Consider the following 22,190-nt stretch of genomic DNA (forward strand, 5'->3'; position numbering starts at 1 on the left):
AAGCCACCTTTTATAATTGAACCATGCGGTTCAATCAAGCATCCGGTATTAGCCCCGGTTTCCCGGAGTTATCCCAGTCTTACAGGCAGGTTACCCACGTGTTACTCACCCGTCCGCCGCTAACATCAGGGAGCAAGCTCCCATCTGTCCGCTCGACTTGCATGTATTAGGCACGCCGCCAGCGTTCGTCCTGAGCCAGGATCAAACTCTCCATGAAGTTTGATAATGACTACGCACAACAAATGTGCGATTTATTTAATGAATTAACAGGTACGTTTGTCTTGTTTAGTTTTCAAAGATCATTTCCGCTCCTGTCCGAAGCGACTTTATTAGTATAACATTTTCAACAAGGTGTGTCAAATGTTTTTTTGTTTTTTCGTCGCTGCTGCTTTCAGTTCAAAAACCGTTCCGCTAACAGCGACGCTTAATAATATATCACCGTTATGAATTAGTGTCAACACTTTTTTTAATAAAATATCCTCGGTGAAAAATCTTTTGGCCTTTCGTCTCCATCGGCTTGACTCCGACTAAGTCCTTTTCAGCCAAGAACTCCAGTATGACTCCCAGGTCTGCCGTGAAATACTTGAGATCCGGATGCTTGAGAAGATCGGCAAATTGCCAAACCGCTTTTTCATCCATGACATTGAGAATATGTGCGGCCCCGATTTCGGCTTTTGAATGAATGAGAAAATCGCTTGCGAGGAATAATAACTCCAGCCGTTTTTGCAAGCTTTCATTGCTCTCAATTAATTCCTTATACAATTTATAAACCTGAGGCTCCATGTGGCGGACTTGGTTCCATACCGTAACTTCAGGGTGAAAACCTTTATCGATCACTTCGATTCTGGCCAAATGATGGAGGGCGTGTACGATAGAATTGTAGGCGTCCAAAAATTGACCATCTTCAAAAAACGATTTTCCTTCTATATATCTTCTGATTAATTTTCCGTATTCAAGTCCGATTTTTAGTTTTCTTTCTGAAAACGGAAACGTATTGAGCTGCTCAATCAGCTTGGCGATAAATTCGTTTCGGTCGAAAAGCACCTTTCCATTGAGGACCCAGTCTATGATTCTTCTATTTGTTCCGAGCAAAATCCATTCCTGAAGCTGTTCAACAGAAATAATATGAAGAGAAGCCGTTTTTCCGTCGAACTCATAATGCTTCACGAATACAGGGTCTTCAGCCTTATTAACGATAATCAACAAGGCCGCATCAAAATTATCTGTCGCAGATGAGGTTTGATTTCTCCTCTCAATCAGCATGACAGCGAGTGTGTCAGGGCGGCTTGCTCTTTCTTGGTAAATCGGACGGAGAAGATTTTCCATCACCATTCCTCCAATACGATGTAAATGCGTTGCTCTAAATGCTTCTCTCTTGTTTCTACCTATTTCTACGAGCCAATAAAAACTCCTTTATTTTGAAAACACATTGAATTATTATAATCAATTTCCCCAAAACTCTCTATAGAAATTTTCCAATTGATTCGTTTTAATTAAAGAATAACACATCTTCGATATGCTATATTAGAGACAGGGGGATGGATATGGCAAAATACTCTAGCAAAATCAACAAAATCAGAACGTTTGCGTTAAGCCTTGTATTTATAGGCTTCATTATTATGTATGTCGGGATCTTTTTTAGGTCCTCGATCCTCTTGATGTCGGTGTTTATGATCTTGGGGGTATTGTCTATCTTGTTGAGCACAGCGGTTTATTTTTGGATCGGCATGCTTTCAACGAAAGCGGTTCAAGTCGTCTGTCCAAACTGTGAAAAACCGACCAAGATTTTAGGCCGGGTCGATATGTGCATGCATTGCAGGGAGCCTCTGACACTGGATAAAAACCTCGAAGGAAAAGAGTTTAACGAATCGTATAATCGAAAGTCTCAGTAAATGCTGCAACAAAAATAAGCTGACCGTTAAAAAAGCGGCCAGCTCTTTTTAATGGCTTTCTTTTTTGTCGCATTCCTGACATAAACCGTATATCTCCAGTCTATGGTGACTGACTTTGAATCCTGTCACATGTGAAGCCAGCTGCTCCACTTCGTCGAGGCCGGGATAATGAAAGTCGACGATTTTCCCGCAGCGTTCGCAAATTGCGTGATAATGCTCGGATGTCACGAAGTCAAACCGGCTGGAGGAATCTCCGTACGTTAATTCCTTAACGAGTCCTGATTCCTTAAAAACCCGCAAATTGTTGTAAACCGTTGCTACGCTCATGTTTGGAAATTTCCCTTCCAGAGCTTTATATATATCATCTGCAGTTGGATGAGACATAGAATTCACGAGAAATTCCAGAATGGCATGACGTTGAGGAGTAATTCGAACCCCGGTTTCCTTCAACGCTTCCAACGCTTCTTTCAGGTTATGTTCAGCCATCGTCATGCACCTCTCTTCTAAAAAAAATTCTTACATTATAACGTTTATAATTAGTGTAACTCCTGATCAGAATCTTTGTCAATTCCAATCCCTGCGAAAAAGCTATTTTTAAGGCGAAAAAGGCCGATATGATCAGCATGTCCGGTCAGACAGACGAATATGAGCGTAAAAAGAGACCAAACTTAAATACAGTCCGGCCTCCCCCAGAGCTTTACGCTTCGGCGATTTCTTTTACTGCTTGAAGCGCTTCTGCGACATGGTCTTTTACCTTTACTTTCCGCCACTCTTTCACAAGGCGGCCTTCTTTATCAATCAGGAATGTCGACCGTTCGACACCCATGTATTCCTTGCCGAAATTCTTCTTCAGCTTCCATACGTCAAAGCTTTCAGCGAGCTTATGTTCATCATCGACGAGCAGCAGAAACGGCAGATCGTGTTTCTGCTTGAATTTTTCATGTCTTGTCTGGTTGTCAGGACTGACTCCGATGATGACGGCATCAAGTTCGGCAAAGCTTTCATGTCGGTCTCTGAAATCGCACGCTTCCGTTGTGCATCCCGGCGTCATATCTTTCGGGTAAAAATAGAGCACGACATACTTTCCTTCAAAATCCGACAGCTTTACTTTTTCTCCGTGATCGCCCAGCAGTTCAATATCAGGCACCTTTTGTCCAATTTCAACAGTCATTGTTTTGCCTCCTGTTATGTTTAATCGCTTGCTTTCCCCCATTATAAAAAACAGCGCCCGCTTGTTCAAATGTTCGGCGGCTTCTTTTTTGCGCTCTGTCCGCCTCGTGTTACAATATAGAAATAGATAAAAGGTGCAGAAATGAGGAGGATATTATGCAGCATACTCAATCTGAAAAGCTTCATGAAGAAGCTCTTCACCATATAGTCGGAGGCGTCAACAGCCCCTCAAGGTCTTACAAAGCGGTCGGCGGCGGTTCTCCAGTCGCGATGGAAAGGGGAAGCGGCGCTTATTTTTGGGATGTGGACGGCAACAAATACATAGACTACCTTGCCGCATACGGACCGATTATTACGGGCCACGCTCACCCGCATATCACGAAAGCGATTCAAACAGCTGCTGAAAACGGAGTTCTTTACGGCACGCCGACAAAGCATGAAGTGACATTTGCCAAGATGCTTAAAGAAGCGATTCCTGCCTTGGATAAAGTCAGATTCGTCAATTCGGGAACGGAAGCTGTGATGACGACGATTCGCGTCGCCCGGGCCTATACAGGCAGAACGAAAATCATCAAGTTCGCCGGCTGCTACCACGGCCATTCCGATCTTGTGCTGGTGGCGGCCGGTTCAGGTCCGTCAACGCTCGGCACACCTGATTCAGCGGGGGTTCCAAAAAGCATCGCCAACGAGGTGATTACCGTTCCTTTCAATGATATCGACAGCTATAAAGAAGCGCTCGATAAATGGGGGGACGATATTGCGGCAGTTCTCGTTGAACCGATTGTCGGAAACTTCGGGATCGTCGAACCGAAAAGTGGATTTCTCGAACAGGTCAATGAACTGACACATAATGCAGGAGCGCTTGTCATCTATGATGAAGTTATCACCGCCTTCCGCTTTATGTACGGCGGCGCCCAGGATCTTCTTGGCGTCAAACCTGATTTGACGGCGCTCGGCAAAATCATCGGCGGCGGCCTGCCGATCGGCGCATACGGAGGCAAAAAAGAGATTATGGAACAAGTCGCACCGCTCGGACCTGCTTATCAAGCGGGCACGATGGCGGGGAATCCGGCTTCTATCCTCTCAGGTATCGCCTGTCTTGAAGTGCTGAAAGAAAAAGGCACATACGAAAAACTTGACCGCCTCGGCGCTATGCTTGAAGAAGGTATCCTGGGACACGCCGAAACCCACGGCATCAACATCACTGTCAACCGTCTTAAAGGCGCGCTCACCGTATACTTTACGAACGAAAAAGTCGAAAACTATGAGCAAGCCGAAAATACGGACGGAGAAATGTTCGCGGCCTTTTTCAAACTGATGCTTGAGCGCGGAATCAATCTTGCGCCTTCAAAATATGAAGCATGGTTTATCACCACAGCGCACACGGAAGAGGACATTAAAGCGACGCTTAAAGCCGTGGATGACTCATTTAAACAATTGAAACAGCACATGTAAAAAGAGAGCGGGTCCGCTCTCTTTTTTATCAAATGCGGAGCACTTTGTGAACGCGGTGAACAGGCACTTTTCACCAGCTTGTTTTTCTTTTTTGTCAATGATTTGTTTTTTCTTAAAAATGGGTTGAATATTTCGGAAGATCGCTGTATATTACTTTATTGTTTGGCAAATTAACAGAGAGGGAATGTTCAATACAATTCATTTTCTGTAAAGAACGAATTTTATTATAGAAAGGGATGCAAGTACAGCCTAATGAAACTTGGTGCCCGTATTTTCAAAACAGGCATTGCCATTACGCTTGCGCTTTACCTCGCGTCTTGGCTCGGCCTTCCGACTCCTGTCTTCGCAGGAATCGCGGCTATCTTCGCGATACAGCCTTCGATCTATCGTTCATTTTTGACGATTGTCGATCAAGTGCAGGCGAACATAATCGGAGCTGCCACAGCCATTATTTTTGGACTTATTTTTGAACCCAGTCCGATCATCATCGGATTGACAGCGGTAATCGTCATCACGATCAACCTGAAGCTGAAGATCGAGAATACAATTTCGATCGCTCTCGTCACCGTTATTGCCATATTGGAGAGCTCAGGCGACAACTTTTTATGGTTTGCCTTGGTGAGAACCGGAACGGTTATATTGGGCGTATTGTCTGCGTTCCTGGTCAACCTGATTTTTCTGCCGCCTAAATATGAAACGAAGCTCGTCAGCCATGTTGTTGAAAATACAGATGAAGTCATTAAATGGATCAGATTGTTGACGCGGAAGACAACGGAACACTCCATGCTGAAAGAAGACATTGAAAAGCTGAAAGAAAAAATGATGAAGGTCGATCACCTTTACTTGCTTTACAAAGAAGAAAGAAGCTATTTAAAACGTTCCACATATGTAAAACAGCGAAAGCTCGTGCTGTTCAGACAGGCGATCATTGCATCGAACCGAGCGCTTGATGCTCTGAAAAAACTGCACCGGCTTGAAAACGAGTTTTGTCATATGCCTGAAGAATTTCAAGAAACGCTGGTCGAAGAGCTTGATTATCTTCTCCATTGGCACGAGCGAATTTTAATGAGATTCGTCGGCAGGATTAAAACGCAGGATCACGTCGACCTTCACGAAGAAGGAGACGTGTACAAACAGCATTTGACCGAATCATTCCTGAAAAACCAGGACAAATTGAAAGAAGAACTGTTGGACTACAATATGCTGACCATTATGGCGAGCACCGTAGAATACCGAGAACAGCTTGAACATTTGGAAACCTTGCTCACAAGCTTTCAGACGTACCACAAAAAAGACAGCGAGCTTGAAGTTGAGGAAGAGTAAACCGGTTAACGAATACGTTAACCGGTTTTTTTATTTTCCTTCCTTCATTTTCGGATCAAGGGTGTCGCGCAGGCCGTCTCCCATCAGATTAAAGCCGAGCACGGTCAGCATGATCGCAAATCCCGGAAAAAATAATGTCCACGGGGCCTGCGCCAAATAAGGCCTGGCATCCGCAAGCATTTTTCCCCACTCGGGGTTCGGTGCCTGCGCCCCCAACCCTAAAAATCCGAGCGCCGCCGCTTCTATAATCGCCGTTCCAATATTCAGTGTCGCTTGAACGATAACCGGGGCCATGCTGTTGGGAAGAATGTGTTTAAACATCATCCTTATATTGGACATCCCGACAGCACGCGCTGATAAGACATATTCCTCCTGCCTGATGCTGAGCACTTTTGAACGAACGAGCCTGCCAAACGTCGGAACGTTGATGATGGCGATGGCAATCAGGGCATTTTCAAGGGAAGGCCCGAGAATCGCCACAATGGCGATCGCCAGCAGAATGCTGGGAAACGCGAGCATGATATCAAACAGCCGCGAAATCAACGCATCAGCCCATCTGCCGTAAAAACCGGCGATCAGCCCTAACAGCGTCCCCGCCAAGGCCGATGCCAGACAGGAGAAAAAGCCGACCCATAAAGACAGCCTCGCGCCGTACAGCACCCTTGAAAAAATATCCCTGCCAAAATCGTCCGTGCCAAAAAGGTGTTCAGCAGACGGAGCGGCGAGCCTGTCTGACAGTGACTGGTCGTTTATTCCGTAGGGTGCGATGAGCGGCGCGAAGATGGCCAGCAGGATAAACAGCGCGACTAAAATCGTGCCGGCGGCAGCCAGTTTATGCTCAAAGAACTGCCGAATATGTTCCGCCAAAGGCGAACGCACCTTCACGTCCTCCCTCTGCTGTTTATTTTGAAGCACAACCACATTTCCCGCCTCCTAATATTTAATTCTCGGATCGATGACGGCGTACAGCAGATCAACAATGAAGTTAATCATGACGAAGATGAAGGCGATCACGAGAATGCCCGATTGGATAACCGGGTAGTCGCGGTAGCTGATCGCATCATAAATGTACCGGCCGATGCCGGGCCAGGCAAAAATCGTCTCCGTTAAAATCGCGCCGCCCAGTAAAAGTCCGGTTTGCAGGCCGATGACGGTCAGCACCGGAATGAATGCATTTTTTAAACCGTGCTTATAGATAACGAAAAACATATGCACGCCTTTTGCTTTTGCCGTGCGGATATAATCGGACTGCAGCACCTCTATCATGCTGGCCCTCGTAATTCTCGCAATGATCGCGGCGGGAATGGTCGCAAGAGCGGTTCCCGGCAAAATTAAATGGCGGATGGTATCTGCAAACTGATCAAACCTTCCGTGCAAAAGGGTGTCCAGTGTATGAATGTAGGTAAAGGCTTCGACCGGATTTCTGACATTCTCCCTTCCCGTTGTCGGCAGCCAGCCGAGCTCGATCGAAAAGAACCACTGGCCCATCAGACCGAGCCAAAAAATCGGCATCGACACGCCGATTAAAGCAACCAGCATCGCAACATAGTCGAATACCGAATTCTTAAACCACGCGCTGATGATTCCGGCATTCACGCCGACAAACACCGCGATCAGCATCGCGAAAAAAGCAAGCTCGAGAGTGGCGAACAAATACGGCTTTATTTCTTGCGTAATCGCCGCTCCCGTGCGGATTGATGTCCCGAGATCCCCTTTCAGCAAATCCCCGATATATCTGGCGTATTGCACATACCACGGCTGATCAAGGCCGAGCTGGACGGTCAGCTGCTGCACCGCTTCCTTTGTCGCCCTCTGACCGAGAATAACCTGGGCGGGGTTGCCGGGAATAAAGCGGATGATCGAAAAAACGACCAGTGTCATGCCGATGAGAACGGGGATCAGCATAGCCGTCCGTTTAAAACAGTAAGCAAGCAATGGCTGTCACCACCTATTTAAACTCTACGCCGGACAATACTTCACTCCCTGTCGGATGCGGAGCATATCCTTCGATATCTTTTGAACCGGCCAAAATCGGCGTGGAATGGACAAGCGGAACCCAAGGCGATTCTTCATGGAGGAGCTCCTGCGCATCTTGATACAGTTTATTTCTCTTCTTTTGGTCAGGATCTGACTGCGCTTCGATTAAGATGTCATGAAGCTCGTCATTGCTGAAGTACGTATAGTTGTTACCGCCGATATTATCTTTATCAAGCAGCGTATAAATGAAGTTGTCCGGATCTCCATTGTCTCCGGTCCAGCCCATCAAAAACGCATCGGCTTCCCCTTTACTCACTTTATCCAAATACGTCGCCCAGTCGTAAGTGACGATTTCCGTTTTGACGCCGATTTTTTCGAAGCTTGATTGAATCACTTCGGCTATTTTCATACCGTCCGGCATATACGGCCGCGGGACAGGCATTGCCCAAAGCTTCATTTTAAACCCGTCCGGGAATCCGGCTTCTTTTAAGAGTTCTTTTGCCTTTTTTAAATCATACGGATATTCCTTTATCTGATCGTTGTACCCTTCAAGCGAAGGAGGGAGCGGGTTTTTGGCAGATTCGGCGAGGCCTCCGTAGAAGGAATCGATAATCGCCTGTTTATCAACAGCATGGTTCAGCGCCTGGCGGACCAGCTTATTGTCAAAAGGCTTTCTTGTCGTCGTCATTCCGAGATACCCGACGTTCATTGAAGGCCTTTCAAATATTTTCAGATTGGCGTCTGCTTTGATGCTTTCGATATCAGACGGATTGACGCCGTCCATTAGGTCGATTTCGCCCGTCTTCAATGCATTTAAGCGGGCTGAGTTTTCAGGAATGGCTCTGAAAATGATCTTCTGCAATTTCGGCTTGCCTTGATCCCAATAGTCTTCATTTTTTTCAAGGACGATCCGGTCGTTCGGCTTCCATTCGACAAATTTGTAAGGGCCCGTGCCGACGGGGTGCTCCCTGAATTTTTCGCCGTATTTTTCGATCGCGGCAGGACTTGCAATCCCGAATGAAGTCATGGCAAGGTTCTTTAAAAACGGCGCTTGCGGGCGTTTTAAAATGAACTGAATCTTATGGTCGCCGAGCACTTTTATATCTTTGATGACATGCCCATCATCTTTCTTATAGCCTCCGAACATGCCGTAGTAAGGAAATTTTTCTTCATCCCCGTTCATCCACCGCTCAAAATTGTATTTGACGGCTTCTGCATTAAAATCCGTTCCGTCATGGAATTTCACGCCTTGCCTCAGCTCCAGTGTGTAGGTCAAACCGTCATCTGAAGCGTCCCATTTCACCGCGAGGCCTTCCTTCAGCGTAGTGTCTTGTTCTCCGTAATTCAGCAAGGTTTCAAACATATTGATCGTCACTTTAAATGCTTCGCCTTCTGTCGTTGTGATCGGATCAAGCGATGTTGAATCACCGCCTCTGCCGATGATCAGCGTATCTTTTCCGCCGTTCGTCCCTCCGTCGTTTTTTCCGCTTTCGTTACCGGAGCATCCCATTAAAAAAGCGGAAATAGACAGAATCATTCCCAAACAGATCAGCCAGCTTTTCTTTTTCATCTTACAGCCTCCTTATTGGTAAAATGACATGCGGCATAATGCCCGTCCGCAGTCTCTTCAAGCGGCGGCTCCGCTTCCAGACAAACCGCTGCCCGCTTCATGCATCTGCTGTAAAAAGGACAGCCCTTTTCACTCATGCGGGGCGCGGCAATATCCGGTGCCGTATGAACCGCTTCGCCTTTGCCGATGACCGGTACTGCCGCTAACAGCGTTTCTGTATACGGGTGTTTCGGTTCTCTAAATAACGATTCGGCGTCCGCCATCTCGACGATCTTTCCGAAATACATCACGGCCACCCTGTCGCTGATATAGCGAACGACTGCGAGATCGTGAGAAATAAACAGAAACGTTAAATTAAATGCCTCCTGCAGATCATTCAGCAGATTTAAGATCTGCGCCTGAACGGATACATCAAGCGCGGAAACAGGTTCATCGGCAATGATCAGTTTTGGCTTTGTGATCAGCGCTTTTGCAATGCCGATCCTTTGCCTCTGACCGCCGCTGAATTGGTGTGCGTAGCGGTCGCCGTATGAAGCATCAAGGCCGACAATTTCAAGCATCGAGCGCACGACTTCTCTCCTTTCCGCCTTCGTTCCGAGTTGATGAACGATCAGCGGTTCTTCCAAAATATCCTTTATTTTCATGCGCGGATTTAACGAAGCGTACGGATCTTGAAAAATCATTTGTATATGCCTTCTCATGTTGCGAAGCTCTTTTGCATTAAGGCCGGTCATCTCTTGCCCGAGAAATGTCACCTTTCCCGCAGTCGGCTCGGTCAGCCGCAATATCGATTTTCCCAAGGTTGATTTTCCACAGCCTGATTCACCGACGATCCCTAAGATTTCGCCTTTTTTAACTGACAGAGTAACATCATCGACCGCTTTCACGATTTTCTTACGGGACACGCGGTAATACGTTTTCAGCTCTTGGACGCTCAGCAGTTCGTGATTCATGTGAAAGCACCTTCCTCTTCGTAGAGAAAGCAGCTTACGGCATGATCATCCGCCAGCCTATTCAATCCGGGCGCCTCTTCAATGCAGCGTTCGTGTTTATGGGGGCATCGCGGCGCAAACATACAGCCTTTTTTAATCGATCCCGGCTTCGGCACCTGCCCCTCAATCGAAGACAGCCGCTCGGATTTGCCTGTGAATGCCGGAATAGAGGCGAACAAACCTTTTGTATAAGGGTGTTTCGGGCTGTCAAAAACAGCGGTGACACCGCCCTCTTCAACGATCCGGCCGGCATACATGATCATTACGCGTTCACATGTATTGTGAACGACGCCAAGGTCGTGGGTAATGAGGAGAATGGCTGTGTTAAATTCGGCATTGAGCTTTTTCAGCAGGGACAAAATCTGGGCCTGGATGGTGACGTCGAGAGCTGTTGTCGGTTCATCGGCGATCAGCAGCTTCGGTTCGCAAATTAATGCCATTGCGATCATGACCCGCTGCCTCATGCCTCCCGACAGTTCGTGGGGATACTGCTTTATCAGCTGGTCCGCCCTCGGCAGGCCGACGGTATCCAGCATTTGAACGGCTTTTCTTCTTGCTTCTTTTTTATGAATATTGGTATGGCTGGAGAGTGCTTCTGTTAGCTGAGCGCCAATTGTGAAAAGGGGGTTGAGGGAGGTCATCGGCTCTTGAAAAACCATTGCGATGTCATTGCCGCGCATCTGTCTCCATTCTTTTTCAGACTGCATGAGAAGATCTTTGTTTTGAAACTTGATCCGGCCCGTTGTCCGGGTGTTTGCGTTCAGCCCCATTAAAGCCAAAGAGGTGACGCTCTTGCCGCAGCCGGACTCTCCGACGACTCCCATGATTTCTCCGGGATGGAGATCGAAAGAAACGCCTTGCACAATCGGGGTTTCAGACTTTTTCTGGTGAAACGAAATCGATAAATCCGATACTTCAAGCAATTTTTCTTTTGTCACTTATACACCTCCGGAGCTTGTATTTTTTAAATTGTATTGAGACGAGATAGGAAATATGTACGAAATTTGCAGGGAAAGAAAAAGCCTGACAATCGTTCGGCTTCAAACGAAAGTCAGGCTTTTGGCGGTTTTAGTTTAATTTTTGAATGGTGAACAAATGCTTATAGTGGCCGTCACGGCTCATTAATTCGTCATGTGTGCCGGCTTCCGCGACACGTCCGTTTTCGATGACGACGATTTTGTCAGCGTGGGTGATCGTCGACAATCTGTGGGCAACGATAAAGGTCGTCCGGTCTTTCGCGAGCTTTTCCATCGCTTCCTGAATATAGTGCTCGCTTTCAAGGTCAAGCGCTGATGTCGCTTCATCCAAAATTAAGAGAGGCGGATTCTTGAGGAACACCCTGGCGATTGATATCCGCTGTTTTTGGCCTCCGGACAGCTTGACGCCCCTTTCTCCGACCTTTGTATCATAGCCTTGCGGCAGTTCCATAATAAAATCATGGGCATTTGCGGCTTTTGCCGCTTCAATGATGTCTTCCATCGAAGCTTCGGGATTTCCGATCGATATGTTTTCACGTACCGATTCGCTGAATAAAAATGTATCCTGAAGCACCATGCCGATTTGGTTTCTAAGGCTCTGCGCCTGATAATCGCGCACATCGATGCCGTCGATCTCCAGGCTTCCGGCTGAGACATCGTAGAATCTCGGAATGAGGCTGACGAGCGTCGATTTGCCGCCTCCGCTCATTCCGACGAGCGCGACCGTTTCGCCCCGTTCGGCTTTCAAAGAAAGATTCTGCAAAATCATTTCTTCCGATTTTTCGTATTGGAAGGAAACGTTTTTAAATTCAACAATTCCTTTTAATCGCTCTGCTTTCACAGCATTGGGTTTGTCTTTTAATTCATAAGGTTCATCAATAAATTCAAACAGCCTGTCCATCGATGCGATCGACTGAGTCAATGTTGTCGATGAATTGATCAGGCGGCGCAGCGGGTTGTAAAGGCGTTCGATATATCCGAAAAACGCCACCATCGTTCCTACAGTAAGGGACCCGTGAATCACATGGTAACCCGCAACCGTAATGATGATCAGCGGAGCGAGGTCTGTAACCGTATTGACGACAGCAAACGTTTTGGCATTCCAGGCCGTATGGCGGATTGCTTTGCCGAGAAAATTCCCGTTCTCGTGGTCAAATTGCTTCTGTTCATAATCCTCGATCGCAAAACTCCTGATGACAGGCATCCCCTGCACCCTTTCATGAAGGTGGCCCTGCACTTCGGCCAGTGCCTGGGAACGTTCTCTCGTCAGCTTTCTAAGCTTGCCATAGAAGAATTTAACAGACAGTCCGTAAAGCGGAAACAGCACGATCGAAATAAGCGTCAGCTTCACGTCCATCGTCAGCATGATGGCGATGGCGATAAAAATCGTCATCACGTCAAGCCATACATTCATCAACCCGATGATGACAAATTCCTTCGTCTGTTCGACATCGTTGATGACCCTTGAAATGATTTCTCCTGCGCGGGTGTTCGCATAATACCTGAGGCTCAGCTTTTGAATGTGTGCAAACAGCTTGTCCCTGATATCATAAAGCACCTTGCTTGCCGTCCACTGCGCGAAATACTGCCGATAATATTCGACAGGCGGCCGAAGCACCAAAAAAATGGCGAACATAACCGCCATTACCATGAATAATGTGGATGTTTTTTCTTCAGTTGTCCCGCTCCCCTGGATGATGTCGTCCACGACGTATTTCAGCAGAAGCGGGATGACCAGCGGAATAGAAAATTTAATAATACCGATTAAAACCGTCAAAACGATTTTCCATTTATACGGCTTCACAAATTCCATGTACCTTTTGATTACCCCCACACGTCTTCCCCCCTCTATATCTTGATGTGTGAGTACACCGCAAAAAACCTGTTGGTCTCAACAGGTTTTTCAGGTTTATTTTGTATAATGCAAATACCGTTCATACCAAATATCAATAAATTCAGATGCAAACGGGCCTTTTCTTTGGTGTATCCAATGCAGCAACGTATTTAAGTGGTACCTTAAAATGCCGTCGATTTCCTTCGGATAATTCATCGCCTTTTTATGATCCGCGTACTCATCTTCATCAAGAATATGATACGTCATATCCGGGAAGACTTTCACGTCTAAATCATAGTCGATGTATTTGATGGCTTCATCGTCCAAAGCAAACGGCGAGCTGATGTTGCAATAGTAATAAATCCCGTCTTCGCGAAGCATGCCGATGACGTTAAACCACTGCTTTGCATGGAAATAACAAATCGCGGGCTCTCGCGTCACCCATGTCCGGCCGTCAGATTCCGTGACCATTGTCCGGTCATTGGCGCCGATGATGCACAATTCCGTTGCTTTTAAAATCGTTGTTTCATTCCAAATCCGATGAATCTGTCCATTGTGCTTATAGCTATGAATTTGAATGGTTTCTCCTTCCTTGGGAAAGCCCATGTTTTTCTCCCCTACTTTCTTTGCAAAAGCCTTACAAGTCAGTGTGTCACATCGCCTGTCCGACAGTTCTTTTATTTATTATAACGTTTGAAAATAAAAAATGAAAATAAAACAGCCACTCCCGAACAGGAATGGCTCTTTTCTAAAAAACGATAAAGAGAGGCTCATGCTTCGATTTTTTGATAAGCCTGAATCACCTGCTCCGTCTGCTTTTGGAATAAATCCTGAATTTGAGCAAGATCTTTCCGCTTCTGGGATATATCTTCGCGGATCGATAAAAGCTGGGCTTTCTTTTCAAGGGCAGCCAGTTCTTTTTCGATTTTCTGGCATCTTTCAATCTCCGCTTGCAGATACAGCAGCTTGTCCATAATCTCCATCTGCCCCTGAACCAAGTTTTCAAATTCCGGCATTCGGGATCCTCCATTCTATGCTCTACTCCATTTATTTCCTAACTAACATTTCTCTATACATGCCGGATGTCCTTTGACTGATTCTGGCTAAGATTCGGATGTTTTGTCGGATCAAAAAACGAAAAGAAAAAAGCACCTCATCCGATGGTGAAGTGCTTTTTCCTGTTTCAGTGATTAGCTGTTTTGCTGTTTTTTTTGCTCAGCTTGTTGGTTATGTTGTTTTACTTGCTGCGCGTCAGTTTCGCTGGCAAATTCAGTGCCGAACTGACCACCTTGTGCAGAAGCTTGGTTTTGTTGTCTTACTTTTTGTGCGTTTGTTTTGGATTGTTGGTTAGCCATTGTATATCACCTCCACGACCATTAGATTGTGCAGGAGGATGATATCCTATTCATTGAACGCGAAAAATTTATACGAGCAGTGAACGGCCGCCGTCAATAATGATCGTCTGTCCGCGGATCATGTCCGCTTTCCCTGACGTTAAAAACTCCACCGCATCGACCATGTCGCTAATCTCAACCATGCGGCCGGCAGGCGTATTTTGCCGGGCATCTTCCAAAAGTTCTTCGCGGTTCGGAAAATGCTTCAGGGCGTCTGTATCGATCGCGCCTCCCGAAACCGCATTGACGATGATGTTTTTCGCCGCAAGCTCAACAGCGAGATATCTCGTCAATGATTCAAGCGCAGCTTTTGAAACGCCGACTGTCGTATAGTTTTCCAAATAACGGATCGAACCGAGCGAACTGATGCTGACAATGTGGCCGCCTCCCGTTTTCTCCATCAGCTTTGCCGCTTCCTGCGCGCAGAATAGCAGAGCTTTCGCATTGATGTTCATCGTCCAGTCCCAATGGCTTTCCTCAAGCTCCATGACGGGGCGCAATACGCCGGATGCAGCGTTGTTGACGAAAACGTCCAGTCTGCCGAACGCTTCCTCGATTTGCTGAAACATATCTTTTATTTTCGCCGGCTGCCCGACATTCGCCTTGACGACCAATGCTTTAACACCGAGTTTTTCGATTTCTTCAGCCGTCTCAAGGGCCGCTTTTTTGCTTCTCGCATAGTTGATGACGATATTGTAGCCGTTTTCGGCAAGCCTCAAAGCGGCTGCTTTGCCGACGCCGCGGCTGCTTCCTGTAATAAGGGCACATTTTCTTTGTTCCATCTGTCATTCATCTCCTAGTATAGTGATTGAAAATCTGATAAAAAATAGCTTATAACACGATCAAAAAAGGAGGCATTCGCCTTATGTACGTAGGACGCGATATGAGCGAGCTCGACCACACGCCGAAAAACGAGTGGAAAGATGCGGAGCTTCTCTATTTTCACCGCGCCTTCCAGCAAATCATGCCATTCCTCAATGAAGAAGGGCATGCCGAGTACCTGGAGGTTGTGAAAGAAATCCAAGCAAGAGGCGGACTGCGCCGCCAGGAAGCCGATTACACGCACGGCACCACCATCCAGTACGACTAACGGGCAGCATGCACAGTCAAGCTGCCTATTTCATATACATATTCCATATTTTCTGATGCGAAACCGGGAAGGCATATTCAGCGAGCTCTTCTTTCGTGACCTTTTTAAAGTAAGAATCATCCGGTTGATCGAGCGTTTTCCCGAAAAAGACAGAAATGTTCCAGACAAGGTGTGTAAACACGTGTTCTACGATTCCTTCAAGCGGACCGATTTCGGCTTCTATTCCGGCTGCTTCTTTCAAAAAAGCCGCAAGCTGCTCGCGCTCGTGCTTCAGCCCTTTCTGCGTTTCTGTGTTCGGGAATTCCCAAAGGTTTGCCAAAAGGCCTGATGCCGGTCTTTTATGGATATAAATGTATCCTTCTTCATCAGTCAGGACAACAGCTGCAAGAGTTTTTACCGAGGGTTTTTTCTTTTTGCTTTTAACCGGAAGCTCTTTTTCACAGCCTTCTGCAAAAGCGGAACAGTGCTCTCGGACGGGACAGAGAAGGCAGGACGGCGATTTCGGCGTACAGATGACAGCGCCAAGCTCCATCAGCCCCTGGTTAAATTCGGACGGTTTTTCTTCAGAAATAAACGCTTCGACAATTTTTTCAAACAGGGTTTTGGTTTTAGGCTTTGCGATATCATCCCATACGGAAAGAATCCGTGACATCACCCGCATGACATTTCCGTCCACCGCGGGGACCGGCTGATTGTAGGCGATGCTCAACACCGCGCCTCTTGTATAAGGGCCGACACCTTTTAAGCTTCCGAATTCCTCTTTTGAAGGAGGAACCATTCCTCCGTATCGTTCGTGAACTTCCCTGACAGCGCTCTGCAAGTTCCGAACTCTTGAATAGTATCCCAGTCCTTCCCAAGCTTTAAGCACTTTTTCTTCGTCGGCTTCAGCGAGCGCTTCAACGGTCGGGAACTTTTCGATAAAGTTGTTAAAGTAAGGAATCACCGTGTCCACTCTCGTCTGCTGAAGCATCACTTCTGACACCCATACCTTATAAGGATCGCTGTCTGAGCGCCATGGCAGATCCCGTTTTTCTTGCTCATACCAAGAAATTAAATCTTCTTGAAATTGTTTGATGTTTTTTTGCTCTAATTTCTTTTGCAGATCCATCATGAAACTTCTCCTTGCCTGTGCACGTCACATTTGCATACCGATCTTTTGTTACTTCGGCTTTTTGTTGTAAACTATATGCATATACGATAACATGTTACATTAAAAGTGAAGAAAGCAAAAGCGTTAAATATTTCAGGCAAGGTCCATCGTTCGTTCTGTTTTTGGAAAATAAAAATGATTTTCTAGCACCATTAGGGGAGGTCACCAATGGATACTGGCACACATGTTGTCATGGGCGTTGCACTCGGAGGCATCGCGACGCTTGATCCAGTTGTCGGAATGGACCCATCAATGGCTCAAGCCGTGATGATTGCGACAATCGCCGGATCTCAGGCTCCGGATATCGATACCGTTTTGAAATTGAAAAATAACGCTGTTTATATTAGGCACCACAGGGGATTCACCCATTCCATCCCCGCTGTTCTCGCCTGGTCGCTGATGATTCCGGGCATTCTCATGCTCTTTTATCCAGAAGCCAATCTGCTTCACCTGTGGCTTTGGACCTTTGCCGCGGTCGCGCTTCATGTGTTCGTGGATATTTTTAATGCATACGGAACACAGGCGATCAGACCTTTTTCAAGGAAATGGGTAGCGCTCGGCTTGATTAATACATTTGATCCGTTTATTTTCGTCAGCCATCTCATAGCCATCGCCTTTTGGCTGGCAGGCGCGCATCAGGGCTATACATTTTTGGCTCTTTACATCGTCTTGACCGGTTATTATGTGCTGAGATATTTCATGCAGAGGAACATCAAGCATGAGCTCCGTGAAAAAATCGAAGATATTGAAGAAATCATTATTTCGCCGACGATGAAATTCAGGCAGTGGCGAATCGCCGTCAAAGCAAAATCGGCTTTTTACGTCGGACGAAGCATGGACGGTAACGTCGTCATCGTCGACACCTTCAACAGGGTGCCTGTGCCGGATACGGACGTGATGAAAGCGGCGAAACAGGATAAGAACATTTCGGCGTTTCTTTCGTTCTCACCGGTTTACAAATGGGAGATCGATACGTATAAGGATCACTACGAAGTCCGCTTTATCGATCTGCGATACCGCAGCAAAGGACACTACCCTTTCGTGGCGATCGCGCACATCGACAGGGACACGCTCGAATTAATCACCTCCTATACGGGATGGATTTTCAGCGAGGAAAAACTTCAGAAAAAATTAAAGCTTGGCTCTGTTTAAGAGCCAAGCTTTTAAATTGTTGACAAAATCTTATAACGGTTTTCAGTTTTAAGATTTTGTCATCCTTTCAGCGTGACCCGCAACCCTTGCAGTCTAGGAAGGCCGAGCATCGGAAGCTGACTTTCACAGGATGTGATGACGGCGGTGTTCAGGCAGGACGCCTGGGCGGTTAGCCGCCGATCCTCCTCCTATTCGTGAGCACCGACGCGCAGGCCTGACAACGAATGCGAGGGTTTCTCGACACGCTGAAGCTTGGCTCTGTTTAAGAGCCAAGCTTTTTTCTCCTTCTGCCGTACCAGATTCCGATGATGAGGCTGATGACTGTTACGGCTAAGGCAGCTTTGAAGTACGGCGGGTAATAAACGAGCCGGATGTCGTTTTTCCCTTTTTCGATTGAAAATCCGATAAACGCGTAATTTGCCTTATGGACGGTTTGCGGTTTTCCGTTTACAGTGACTTCCCAGCCTTTTTCGTACGGAACCGGCAGGACCATGTAACGGTCTCCATTTTGATTGTCAAAGCTGATGGACACTTGATTGTTCCGCCAGTCCAAGTCGGCGGCCGGCGCTTTTTGGGCGGCCGCTTTTTTCAGCAATTGATAGTCTTCCTGGTGCAGGCTCAAATGGTCCAATTGATATTTCCCTTTTGGCAGCCTGATTGATATTTTATCTGTTTTCGGCACCCTGATCGTTAAATCGTAAACACCCGTTTTGTAAATCGACTCGTTCGACTTTCTTGATGTTACATAATCATTAACCCGCAAGTTGAAGAATTGGTCTTTTGCAAGGCTTTTCAAATAAAATCCGACATAATAGTCGCCTTCTTTCGGAAGCCCGCCTTCGGGAATGAGATCGATGCCGCCGTTTTCGGCGGTGATGTCGAGGACGCCGTTATGATAGCTTGCCCCTTCGGTTTTCAGCTTCGTCCGCTTCATCAAATCAGGAACGTCCGGCGGCTGCACTTTTCCATCATCGCCATTCTCAAGCACGATTCCTTCAAGCATTGCATGCTCCCGCGCCAAAACAGGCGCATCTGCTAAATCTTTTTCCGTAAATACCGTTCGCGCGGTCCGGATAAACGGCATGGTGTATCTGTTTTTATAGACCGCGTAGTGCTCTGATTCATCCGTTTTGATAAACCCGTACGGAACATTGGCGGCATTCTCTTTTTCCGTCATGTAATACTTGCCGTACAGCAGGCTGTACAAGTTGGCCCGGTCGCCCATCGATGCGTAGCGGCTGACGCTTTCCCTTCCCATATCGATTTGCAGGTCTTCCCAATAAAACAGAAGAAGATCGCGATTGAGAATGCTTGAGTAGGCGCTGAAGCCGTTAAAATCCTGCATCAGCGGAGTATTGTTGCGCACGCCGTTCATCCAGTCGATTCTTGTATACGGGTCACCGTCATCGTCTTTTCGAATGTTGTTCAAGAGGCGGCGCTGTTCTTCGCCATTGTACTCATTGCTGGTCAAATAGCTTTTTGTGACGTTTTTAATGCCGCTTGACTCAGACAGAACATACTTTTGATACGTGTTCGCCACGAGAACGGACGATAATAAAATGCAGGCGTGCAAAAAAAGCTGCGATTTCTTATATTGAAACCCCGCCGCCGTAAAGATGGCGATTGTCAGGAACAGAAGCACAATTATGCTCCAATTTTGCATCAGTGATAAATCCACGTCTTTCTGCCAAATGACCGCGATATAAACCAGAAGGGCGAGCAGGATGGACCATATCATCTCTTTCCGCCTGATGTTTTTCAATTCGGTCATTCCTGCGGCCGCCGCTCCCCCGATCGTAAAAGCGAGCAGGTATTCAAAGCGGTTCTGCGGAGCGGAGAAACCGTTGAACGCGCTTGCCGCAAGCGGACTGTAATGCAGAAGCACAAGCAGCACACTGATTGAGGCAAACAGCCTGAACGTTTTATTTTTATAGAACGAAAACGCGAACAAGAACAGCATAAAGACAGCCGGCAGCAAAACAATGCGGCTGGAAAACAGAATGTTGTCCGTCAGATCGTATACAGCGACAGCCTGTTCATACGGCGGCCGTAAATTGTTTAAAAATCCGTAAACCGCAGGCACAAAGGAAACCGCGCTGATTCCGAAAGAAATCAGGCATGAAGCGGCGAACATCCTGAATTGTTTCCACCTCGGCGCTTCCTTTTCCGGGTCAAGCCGGATCAGCCAGCGGAAGATGATGTAGATCGCAATGAAAATCAAGTTGATATAAGCAAAATAAAAGTTATTGATCAGCGTTAAAGAACAAGCCGTAATAAACAGTCCTGTCCGCTTTTCCCTGATGACTTTCTCGGCTCCGGCAACAAGCAGCGGCAGCCACAGCATGGCGTCGCTGAAAAATTCCCAGAACACCGTGTGCCTGAAATAGATGACCGACGTGCCGTACAAGACCGCACCCGTAAAAGCGGCAAGTTTGTTTTTCACCATACCGTTTAACGCATATGCTCCCGCTAAAATGATCAGGCTGAGCTTGATGACACTGATGAATACGGAGGCCTGGGCCCAAAACAAAGGGTCCGCATCCCCGGCCAAATGCAAAAGCTGCATCAGAAAAAAGGCCGCGGATGAAGCGATGAAGACAAAAGAAGTCGTGAAATAATAGCCAAGCTGGCTGTAGATCCCGCCTCCGAGACCGAAAGAATACGAATAAAAGAAGTTCCCTTGTTTGTATTGTTCAAAAAGAAACGACTTAAAAATGATCATTTGTGCAAGTCCGTCGCCGTTCCCCGTCATATAGCGGTCATGCGCCCATTCATACAGAAAAAAAGAATGGGCGGCCAAGGAAACTGCAACGCTTGCGATCACAAATAAAAAAACTGTTTTCTTCATACTCTTCCCCTGTCTTTTTTCAAAATCTTCCCTGTCACTAAAAATGTCAGAGGAACGGTTAAAAACATGGAGACAAGCGGAGCTGCCTCACTGTTCATCTTAAAAAAATTCACAAACGTGTAGACGAACAAAGAAGATACCGTCAAATTAAACAGCTGTGTCAGCGGAAATTGCAAAAACTTTGCCAGCGTCGGCTTGATTTTAAATGTAAAGTAGCAATTCAAGAAAAAAGAAATCACAAGACTGACGAAAAAAGCGGCAATATGTGAAACCATATAATTCAACTGAAGCAAAACATGCAGCAGCAAATACACCGCATAGTAATTCAAAGTATTCACTGCACCGACGACGGCAAAGCGAATAAATTCAGGATTCACGATTTTCATGAGTTTCTCCATGAGCGATGTTTGCCTCCTGTATTAAGTAATGAGGCCGCTTTTTCGTCTCATAATAAATGCGCCCGATGTATTCGCCGATGATTCCGAGGCTGAGAAGCTGGATGCCGCCGAGAAACAGGACGGCGGAAATAATCGTAAAATAGCCGGGAACGATCACACCGTATTTTAAGATTCTGATGAATGTCGCCGCGATATAAATAAGCGATAGAAAAAGGATAAAAATACCGGCGTAAAAACAAATTCTCAGCGGTCTGTTGTTGAACGACACAACCCCGTCGATACCATAGTTCAGCAAGTGGCGGAACGACCACTTGGATTTTCCGTTTTTCCTTTCGACGTTCTCGTAATAAACAATCTTTTGGTCAAAACCGATCCAGCAAAACAGCCCTTTTGAGAACCTGTTGCCTTCGCTCAGCTTCAACATCGCATTGACGGCTTTTCTGCTTAAAAGACGAAAATCGCCGACGCCGTCCCTTAAATCGACTTCCACCGCATTATTGATAAAGCGGTAATAAAGGGACGACAAGTAGGAGCGCACAGGGTTGTCTCCCTTTCTGTTGCGCTGGGCGACCACTTGATCATAGCCTTCCTCATATCCTTTAATAAAATCGTGCAGGAGGTATGTCGGGTGCTGCAAATCCGCATCCATCACCACAACGGCATCGCCGCGGGCATGCTGAAAACCGGCAAGGATGGCTGCCTCCTTGCCGAAATTCCGTGAAAACGAAATATATTTCACACGCTCGCTTTTTTCGGCTAGTTTTTTAATTTCCTCCAATGTTTGATCAGTGCTTCCATCATTTATGTAATAAATTTCATAATCATAATCAATGGATTGAAATTCGTTCCTTAACGATTCATAAATCAATTTAATATTGCTTGCTTCATTGTATGAAGGAATAATGATTGAAACGAATCCTCTCTTCACTTAAAGGCACCTCTTTTGGACATAATAAAATTGCATCCGG

At 46.5% G+C, this 22,190-nt stretch carries 21 protein-coding genes, 1 rRNA gene and 1 pseudogene; 5 read left to right on the top strand and 18 right to left on the bottom strand.

Annotation, left to right across the window (positions count from 1 at the left end; translation table 11 throughout):
* Nucleotides 1-217 (bottom strand): 16S ribosomal RNA (locus tag MST20_RS17775); the annotation flags it as partial.
* A gap of 224 nt (nt 218-441) precedes the next feature.
* Entirely contained in the window at nt 442-1,326 is an 885-nt protein-coding gene (locus MST20_RS17780) for a nucleotidyltransferase-like protein (protein WP_243943902.1), read from the bottom strand.
* Nucleotides 1,327-1,544: 218 nt separating this feature from the next.
* On the opposite strand from MST20_RS17780, the gene MST20_RS17785 reads away from it, so the two are divergent.
* Nucleotides 1,545-1,892, top strand: coding sequence for a YgzB family protein (locus tag MST20_RS17785; RefSeq protein WP_020450640.1), 348 nt, complete (start codon nt 1,545-1,547; stop codon nt 1,890-1,892).
* Nucleotides 1,893-1,940: 48 nt separating this feature from the next.
* Here MST20_RS17785 and perR read toward each other — a convergent pair whose 3' ends face one another.
* A complete protein-coding gene (gene perR / locus MST20_RS17790) occupies nt 1,941-2,378 on the bottom strand; it encodes a peroxide-responsive transcriptional repressor PerR (RefSeq protein ID WP_003179961.1) in 438 nt (145 codons plus the stop codon).
* A gap of 211 nt (nt 2,379-2,589) precedes the next feature.
* The gene (bcp, locus tag MST20_RS17795) at nt 2,590-3,063 is read right to left on the bottom strand and encodes a thioredoxin-dependent thiol peroxidase (RefSeq protein ID WP_243943903.1); all 474 of its coding nucleotides are present in this window, start codon (nt 3,061-3,063) and stop codon (nt 2,590-2,592) included.
* A 155-nt stretch (nt 3,064-3,218) separates the two neighbouring features.
* Here bcp and MST20_RS17800 point away from each other — a divergent pair, with 155 nt between their 5' ends.
* Nucleotides 3,219-4,517, top strand: coding sequence for a glutamate-1-semialdehyde 2,1-aminomutase (locus MST20_RS17800; RefSeq protein ID WP_243943905.1), 1,299 nt, complete (start codon nt 3,219-3,221; stop codon nt 4,515-4,517).
* A gap of 252 nt (nt 4,518-4,769) precedes the next feature.
* Nucleotides 4,770-5,840: an FUSC family protein gene (locus MST20_RS17805; RefSeq protein WP_020450637.1), complete on the top strand. Its 1,071-nt coding sequence runs from the start codon at nt 4,770-4,772 to the stop codon at nt 5,838-5,840.
* A gap of 30 nt (nt 5,841-5,870) precedes the next feature.
* Here MST20_RS17805 and MST20_RS17810 read toward each other — a convergent pair whose 3' ends face one another.
* The 10 genes and pseudogenes from MST20_RS17810 to fabL all read right to left on the bottom strand — a co-directional run bounded on the left by MST20_RS17810 (nt 5,871) and on the right by fabL (nt 15,366).
* A complete protein-coding gene (locus tag MST20_RS17810) occupies nt 5,871-6,761 on the bottom strand; it encodes an ABC transporter permease (protein ID WP_243943907.1) in 891 nt (296 codons plus the stop codon).
* A 12-nt stretch (nt 6,762-6,773) separates the two neighbouring features.
* Nucleotides 6,774-7,775 (bottom strand): ABC transporter permease, encoded by a 1,002-nt coding sequence (locus MST20_RS17815; protein WP_212930543.1) that lies wholly within the window; start codon nt 7,773-7,775, stop codon nt 6,774-6,776.
* A gap of 13 nt (nt 7,776-7,788) precedes the next feature.
* Nucleotides 7,789-9,387, bottom strand: coding sequence for an ABC transporter substrate-binding protein (locus MST20_RS17820; RefSeq protein WP_212930544.1), 1,599 nt, complete (start codon nt 9,385-9,387; stop codon nt 7,789-7,791).
* Nucleotides 9,384-10,340 carry an ABC transporter ATP-binding protein gene (locus MST20_RS17825; RefSeq protein WP_243943909.1) on the bottom strand — a complete coding sequence of 319 codons (957 nt, stop codon included), beginning with the start codon at nt 10,338-10,340 and terminating at the stop codon, nt 9,384-9,386. The genes MST20_RS17820 and MST20_RS17825 overlap by 4 nt, the downstream gene beginning before the upstream one ends.
* The gene (locus MST20_RS17830) at nt 10,337-11,317 is read right to left on the bottom strand and encodes an ABC transporter ATP-binding protein (protein ID WP_243943911.1); all 981 of its coding nucleotides are present in this window, start codon (nt 11,315-11,317) and stop codon (nt 10,337-10,339) included. Before MST20_RS17830 ends, MST20_RS17825 begins: the two co-directional genes overlap by 4 nt.
* 130 nt (nt 11,318-11,447) lie before the next feature.
* Nucleotides 11,448-13,190, bottom strand: coding sequence for an ABC transporter ATP-binding protein (locus MST20_RS17835; protein ID WP_243943913.1), 1,743 nt, complete (start codon nt 13,188-13,190; stop codon nt 11,448-11,450).
* 75 nt (nt 13,191-13,265) lie between these two features.
* Entirely contained in the window at nt 13,266-13,796 is a 531-nt protein-coding gene (gene ntdP / locus MST20_RS17840; protein ID WP_003179942.1) for a nucleoside tri-diphosphate phosphatase, read from the bottom strand.
* Between the two features lie 164 nt (nt 13,797-13,960).
* Complete coding sequence (locus MST20_RS17845; protein WP_243943914.1) at nt 13,961-14,206, bottom strand: YgaB family protein; 246 nt, start codon at nt 14,204-14,206, stop codon at nt 13,961-13,963.
* A 174-nt stretch (nt 14,207-14,380) separates the two neighbouring features.
* Nucleotides 14,381-14,530 (bottom strand): annotated as a pseudogene (locus MST20_RS17850) (gamma-type small acid-soluble spore protein); the annotation flags it as partial.
* Nucleotides 14,531-14,613: 83 nt separating this feature from the next.
* A complete protein-coding gene (gene fabL, locus MST20_RS17855; protein ID WP_020450629.1) occupies nt 14,614-15,366 on the bottom strand; it encodes an enoyl-[acyl-carrier-protein] reductase FabL in 753 nt (250 codons plus the stop codon).
* A gap of 83 nt (nt 15,367-15,449) precedes the next feature.
* Between fabL and MST20_RS17860 the strand changes: the two genes are divergently transcribed.
* Nucleotides 15,450-15,674, top strand: coding sequence for a hypothetical protein (locus tag MST20_RS17860; RefSeq protein WP_020450628.1), 225 nt, complete (start codon nt 15,450-15,452; stop codon nt 15,672-15,674).
* A 25-nt stretch (nt 15,675-15,699) separates the two neighbouring features.
* Here the strand turns inward: MST20_RS17860 and mutY are convergent, their stop codons facing one another.
* The gene (gene mutY, locus MST20_RS17865) at nt 15,700-16,785 is read right to left on the bottom strand and encodes an A/G-specific adenine glycosylase (RefSeq protein ID WP_243943919.1); all 1,086 of its coding nucleotides are present in this window, start codon (nt 16,783-16,785) and stop codon (nt 15,700-15,702) included.
* A gap of 207 nt (nt 16,786-16,992) precedes the next feature.
* Between mutY and MST20_RS17870 the strand changes: the two genes are divergently transcribed.
* Nucleotides 16,993-17,976 carry a metal-dependent hydrolase gene (locus tag MST20_RS17870; RefSeq protein ID WP_065644621.1) on the top strand — a complete coding sequence of 328 codons (984 nt, stop codon included), beginning with the start codon at nt 16,993-16,995 and terminating at the stop codon, nt 17,974-17,976.
* A 262-nt stretch (nt 17,977-18,238) separates the two neighbouring features.
* On the opposite strand, the gene MST20_RS17875 is transcribed toward MST20_RS17870, so the two are convergent.
* From MST20_RS17875 to MST20_RS17885, 3 genes are read right to left on the bottom strand one after another with little or no spacing between them, the layout of a single operon-like run.
* Nucleotides 18,239-20,824 (bottom strand): YfhO family protein, encoded by a 2,586-nt coding sequence (locus MST20_RS17875; RefSeq protein ID WP_243943921.1) that lies wholly within the window; start codon nt 20,822-20,824, stop codon nt 18,239-18,241.
* On the bottom strand, nt 20,821-21,222 hold the full coding sequence (locus tag MST20_RS17880) for a GtrA family protein (protein WP_065644619.1): 402 nt from the start codon (nt 21,220-21,222) through the stop codon (nt 20,821-20,823). Before MST20_RS17880 ends, MST20_RS17875 begins: the two co-directional genes overlap by 4 nt.
* Nucleotides 21,191-22,150 (bottom strand): glycosyltransferase family 2 protein, encoded by a 960-nt coding sequence (locus tag MST20_RS17885; RefSeq protein WP_020450623.1) that lies wholly within the window; start codon nt 22,148-22,150, stop codon nt 21,191-21,193. The genes MST20_RS17880 and MST20_RS17885 overlap by 32 nt, the downstream gene beginning before the upstream one ends.
* Nucleotides 22,151-22,190 lie beyond the last annotated feature (40 nt).

Source organism: Bacillus sp. B19-2, assembly GCF_022832475.1.
Lineage (GTDB): Bacteria > Bacillota > Bacilli > Bacillales > Bacillaceae > Bacillus > Bacillus paralicheniformis.

Excerpts from the sequence above, each read along its gene's own strand:
- MST20_RS17785 (WP_020450640.1), top strand. The coding sequence starts at position 1,545 with ATGGCAAAATACTCTAGCAAAATCAACAAAATCAGAACGTTTGCGTTA.
- perR (WP_003179961.1), bottom strand. The coding sequence starts at position 2,378 with ATGGCTGAACATAACCTGAAAGAAGCGTTGGAAGCGTTGAAGGAAACC.
- MST20_RS17825 (WP_243943909.1), bottom strand. The coding sequence starts at position 10,340 with ATGAATCACGAACTGCTGAGCGTCCAAGAGCTGAAAACGTATTACCGC.
- MST20_RS17805 (WP_020450637.1), top strand. The coding sequence starts at position 4,770 with ATGAAACTTGGTGCCCGTATTTTCAAAACAGGCATTGCCATTACGCTT.
- MST20_RS17820 (WP_212930544.1), bottom strand. The coding sequence starts at position 9,387 with ATGAAAAAGAAAAGCTGGCTGATCTGTTTGGGAATGATTCTGTCTATT.
- MST20_RS17845 (WP_243943914.1), bottom strand. The coding sequence starts at position 14,206 with ATGCCGGAATTTGAAAACTTGGTTCAGGGGCAGATGGAGATTATGGAC.
- MST20_RS17880 (WP_065644619.1), bottom strand. The coding sequence starts at position 21,222 with ATGGAGAAACTCATGAAAATCGTGAATCCTGAATTTATTCGCTTTGCC.
- MST20_RS17800 (WP_243943905.1), top strand. The coding sequence starts at position 3,219 with ATGCAGCATACTCAATCTGAAAAGCTTCATGAAGAAGCTCTTCACCAT.
- bcp (WP_243943903.1), bottom strand. The coding sequence starts at position 3,063 with ATGACTGTTGAAATTGGACAAAAGGTGCCTGATATTGAACTGCTGGGC.
- mutY (WP_243943919.1), bottom strand. The coding sequence starts at position 16,785 with ATGATGGATCTGCAAAAGAAATTAGAGCAAAAAAACATCAAACAATTT.
- MST20_RS17870 (WP_065644621.1), top strand. The coding sequence starts at position 16,993 with ATGGATACTGGCACACATGTTGTCATGGGCGTTGCACTCGGAGGCATC.
- MST20_RS17780 (WP_243943902.1), bottom strand. The coding sequence starts at position 1,326 with ATGGAAAATCTTCTCCGTCCGATTTACCAAGAAAGAGCAAGCCGCCCT.
- ntdP (WP_003179942.1), bottom strand. The coding sequence starts at position 13,796 with ATGGGCTTTCCCAAGGAAGGAGAAACCATTCAAATTCATAGCTATAAG.
- fabL (WP_020450629.1), bottom strand. The coding sequence starts at position 15,366 with ATGGAACAAAGAAAATGTGCCCTTATTACAGGAAGCAGCCGCGGCGTC.
- MST20_RS17875 (WP_243943921.1), bottom strand. The coding sequence starts at position 20,824 with ATGAAGAAAACAGTTTTTTTATTTGTGATCGCAAGCGTTGCAGTTTCC.
- MST20_RS17860 (WP_020450628.1), top strand. The coding sequence starts at position 15,450 with ATGTACGTAGGACGCGATATGAGCGAGCTCGACCACACGCCGAAAAAC.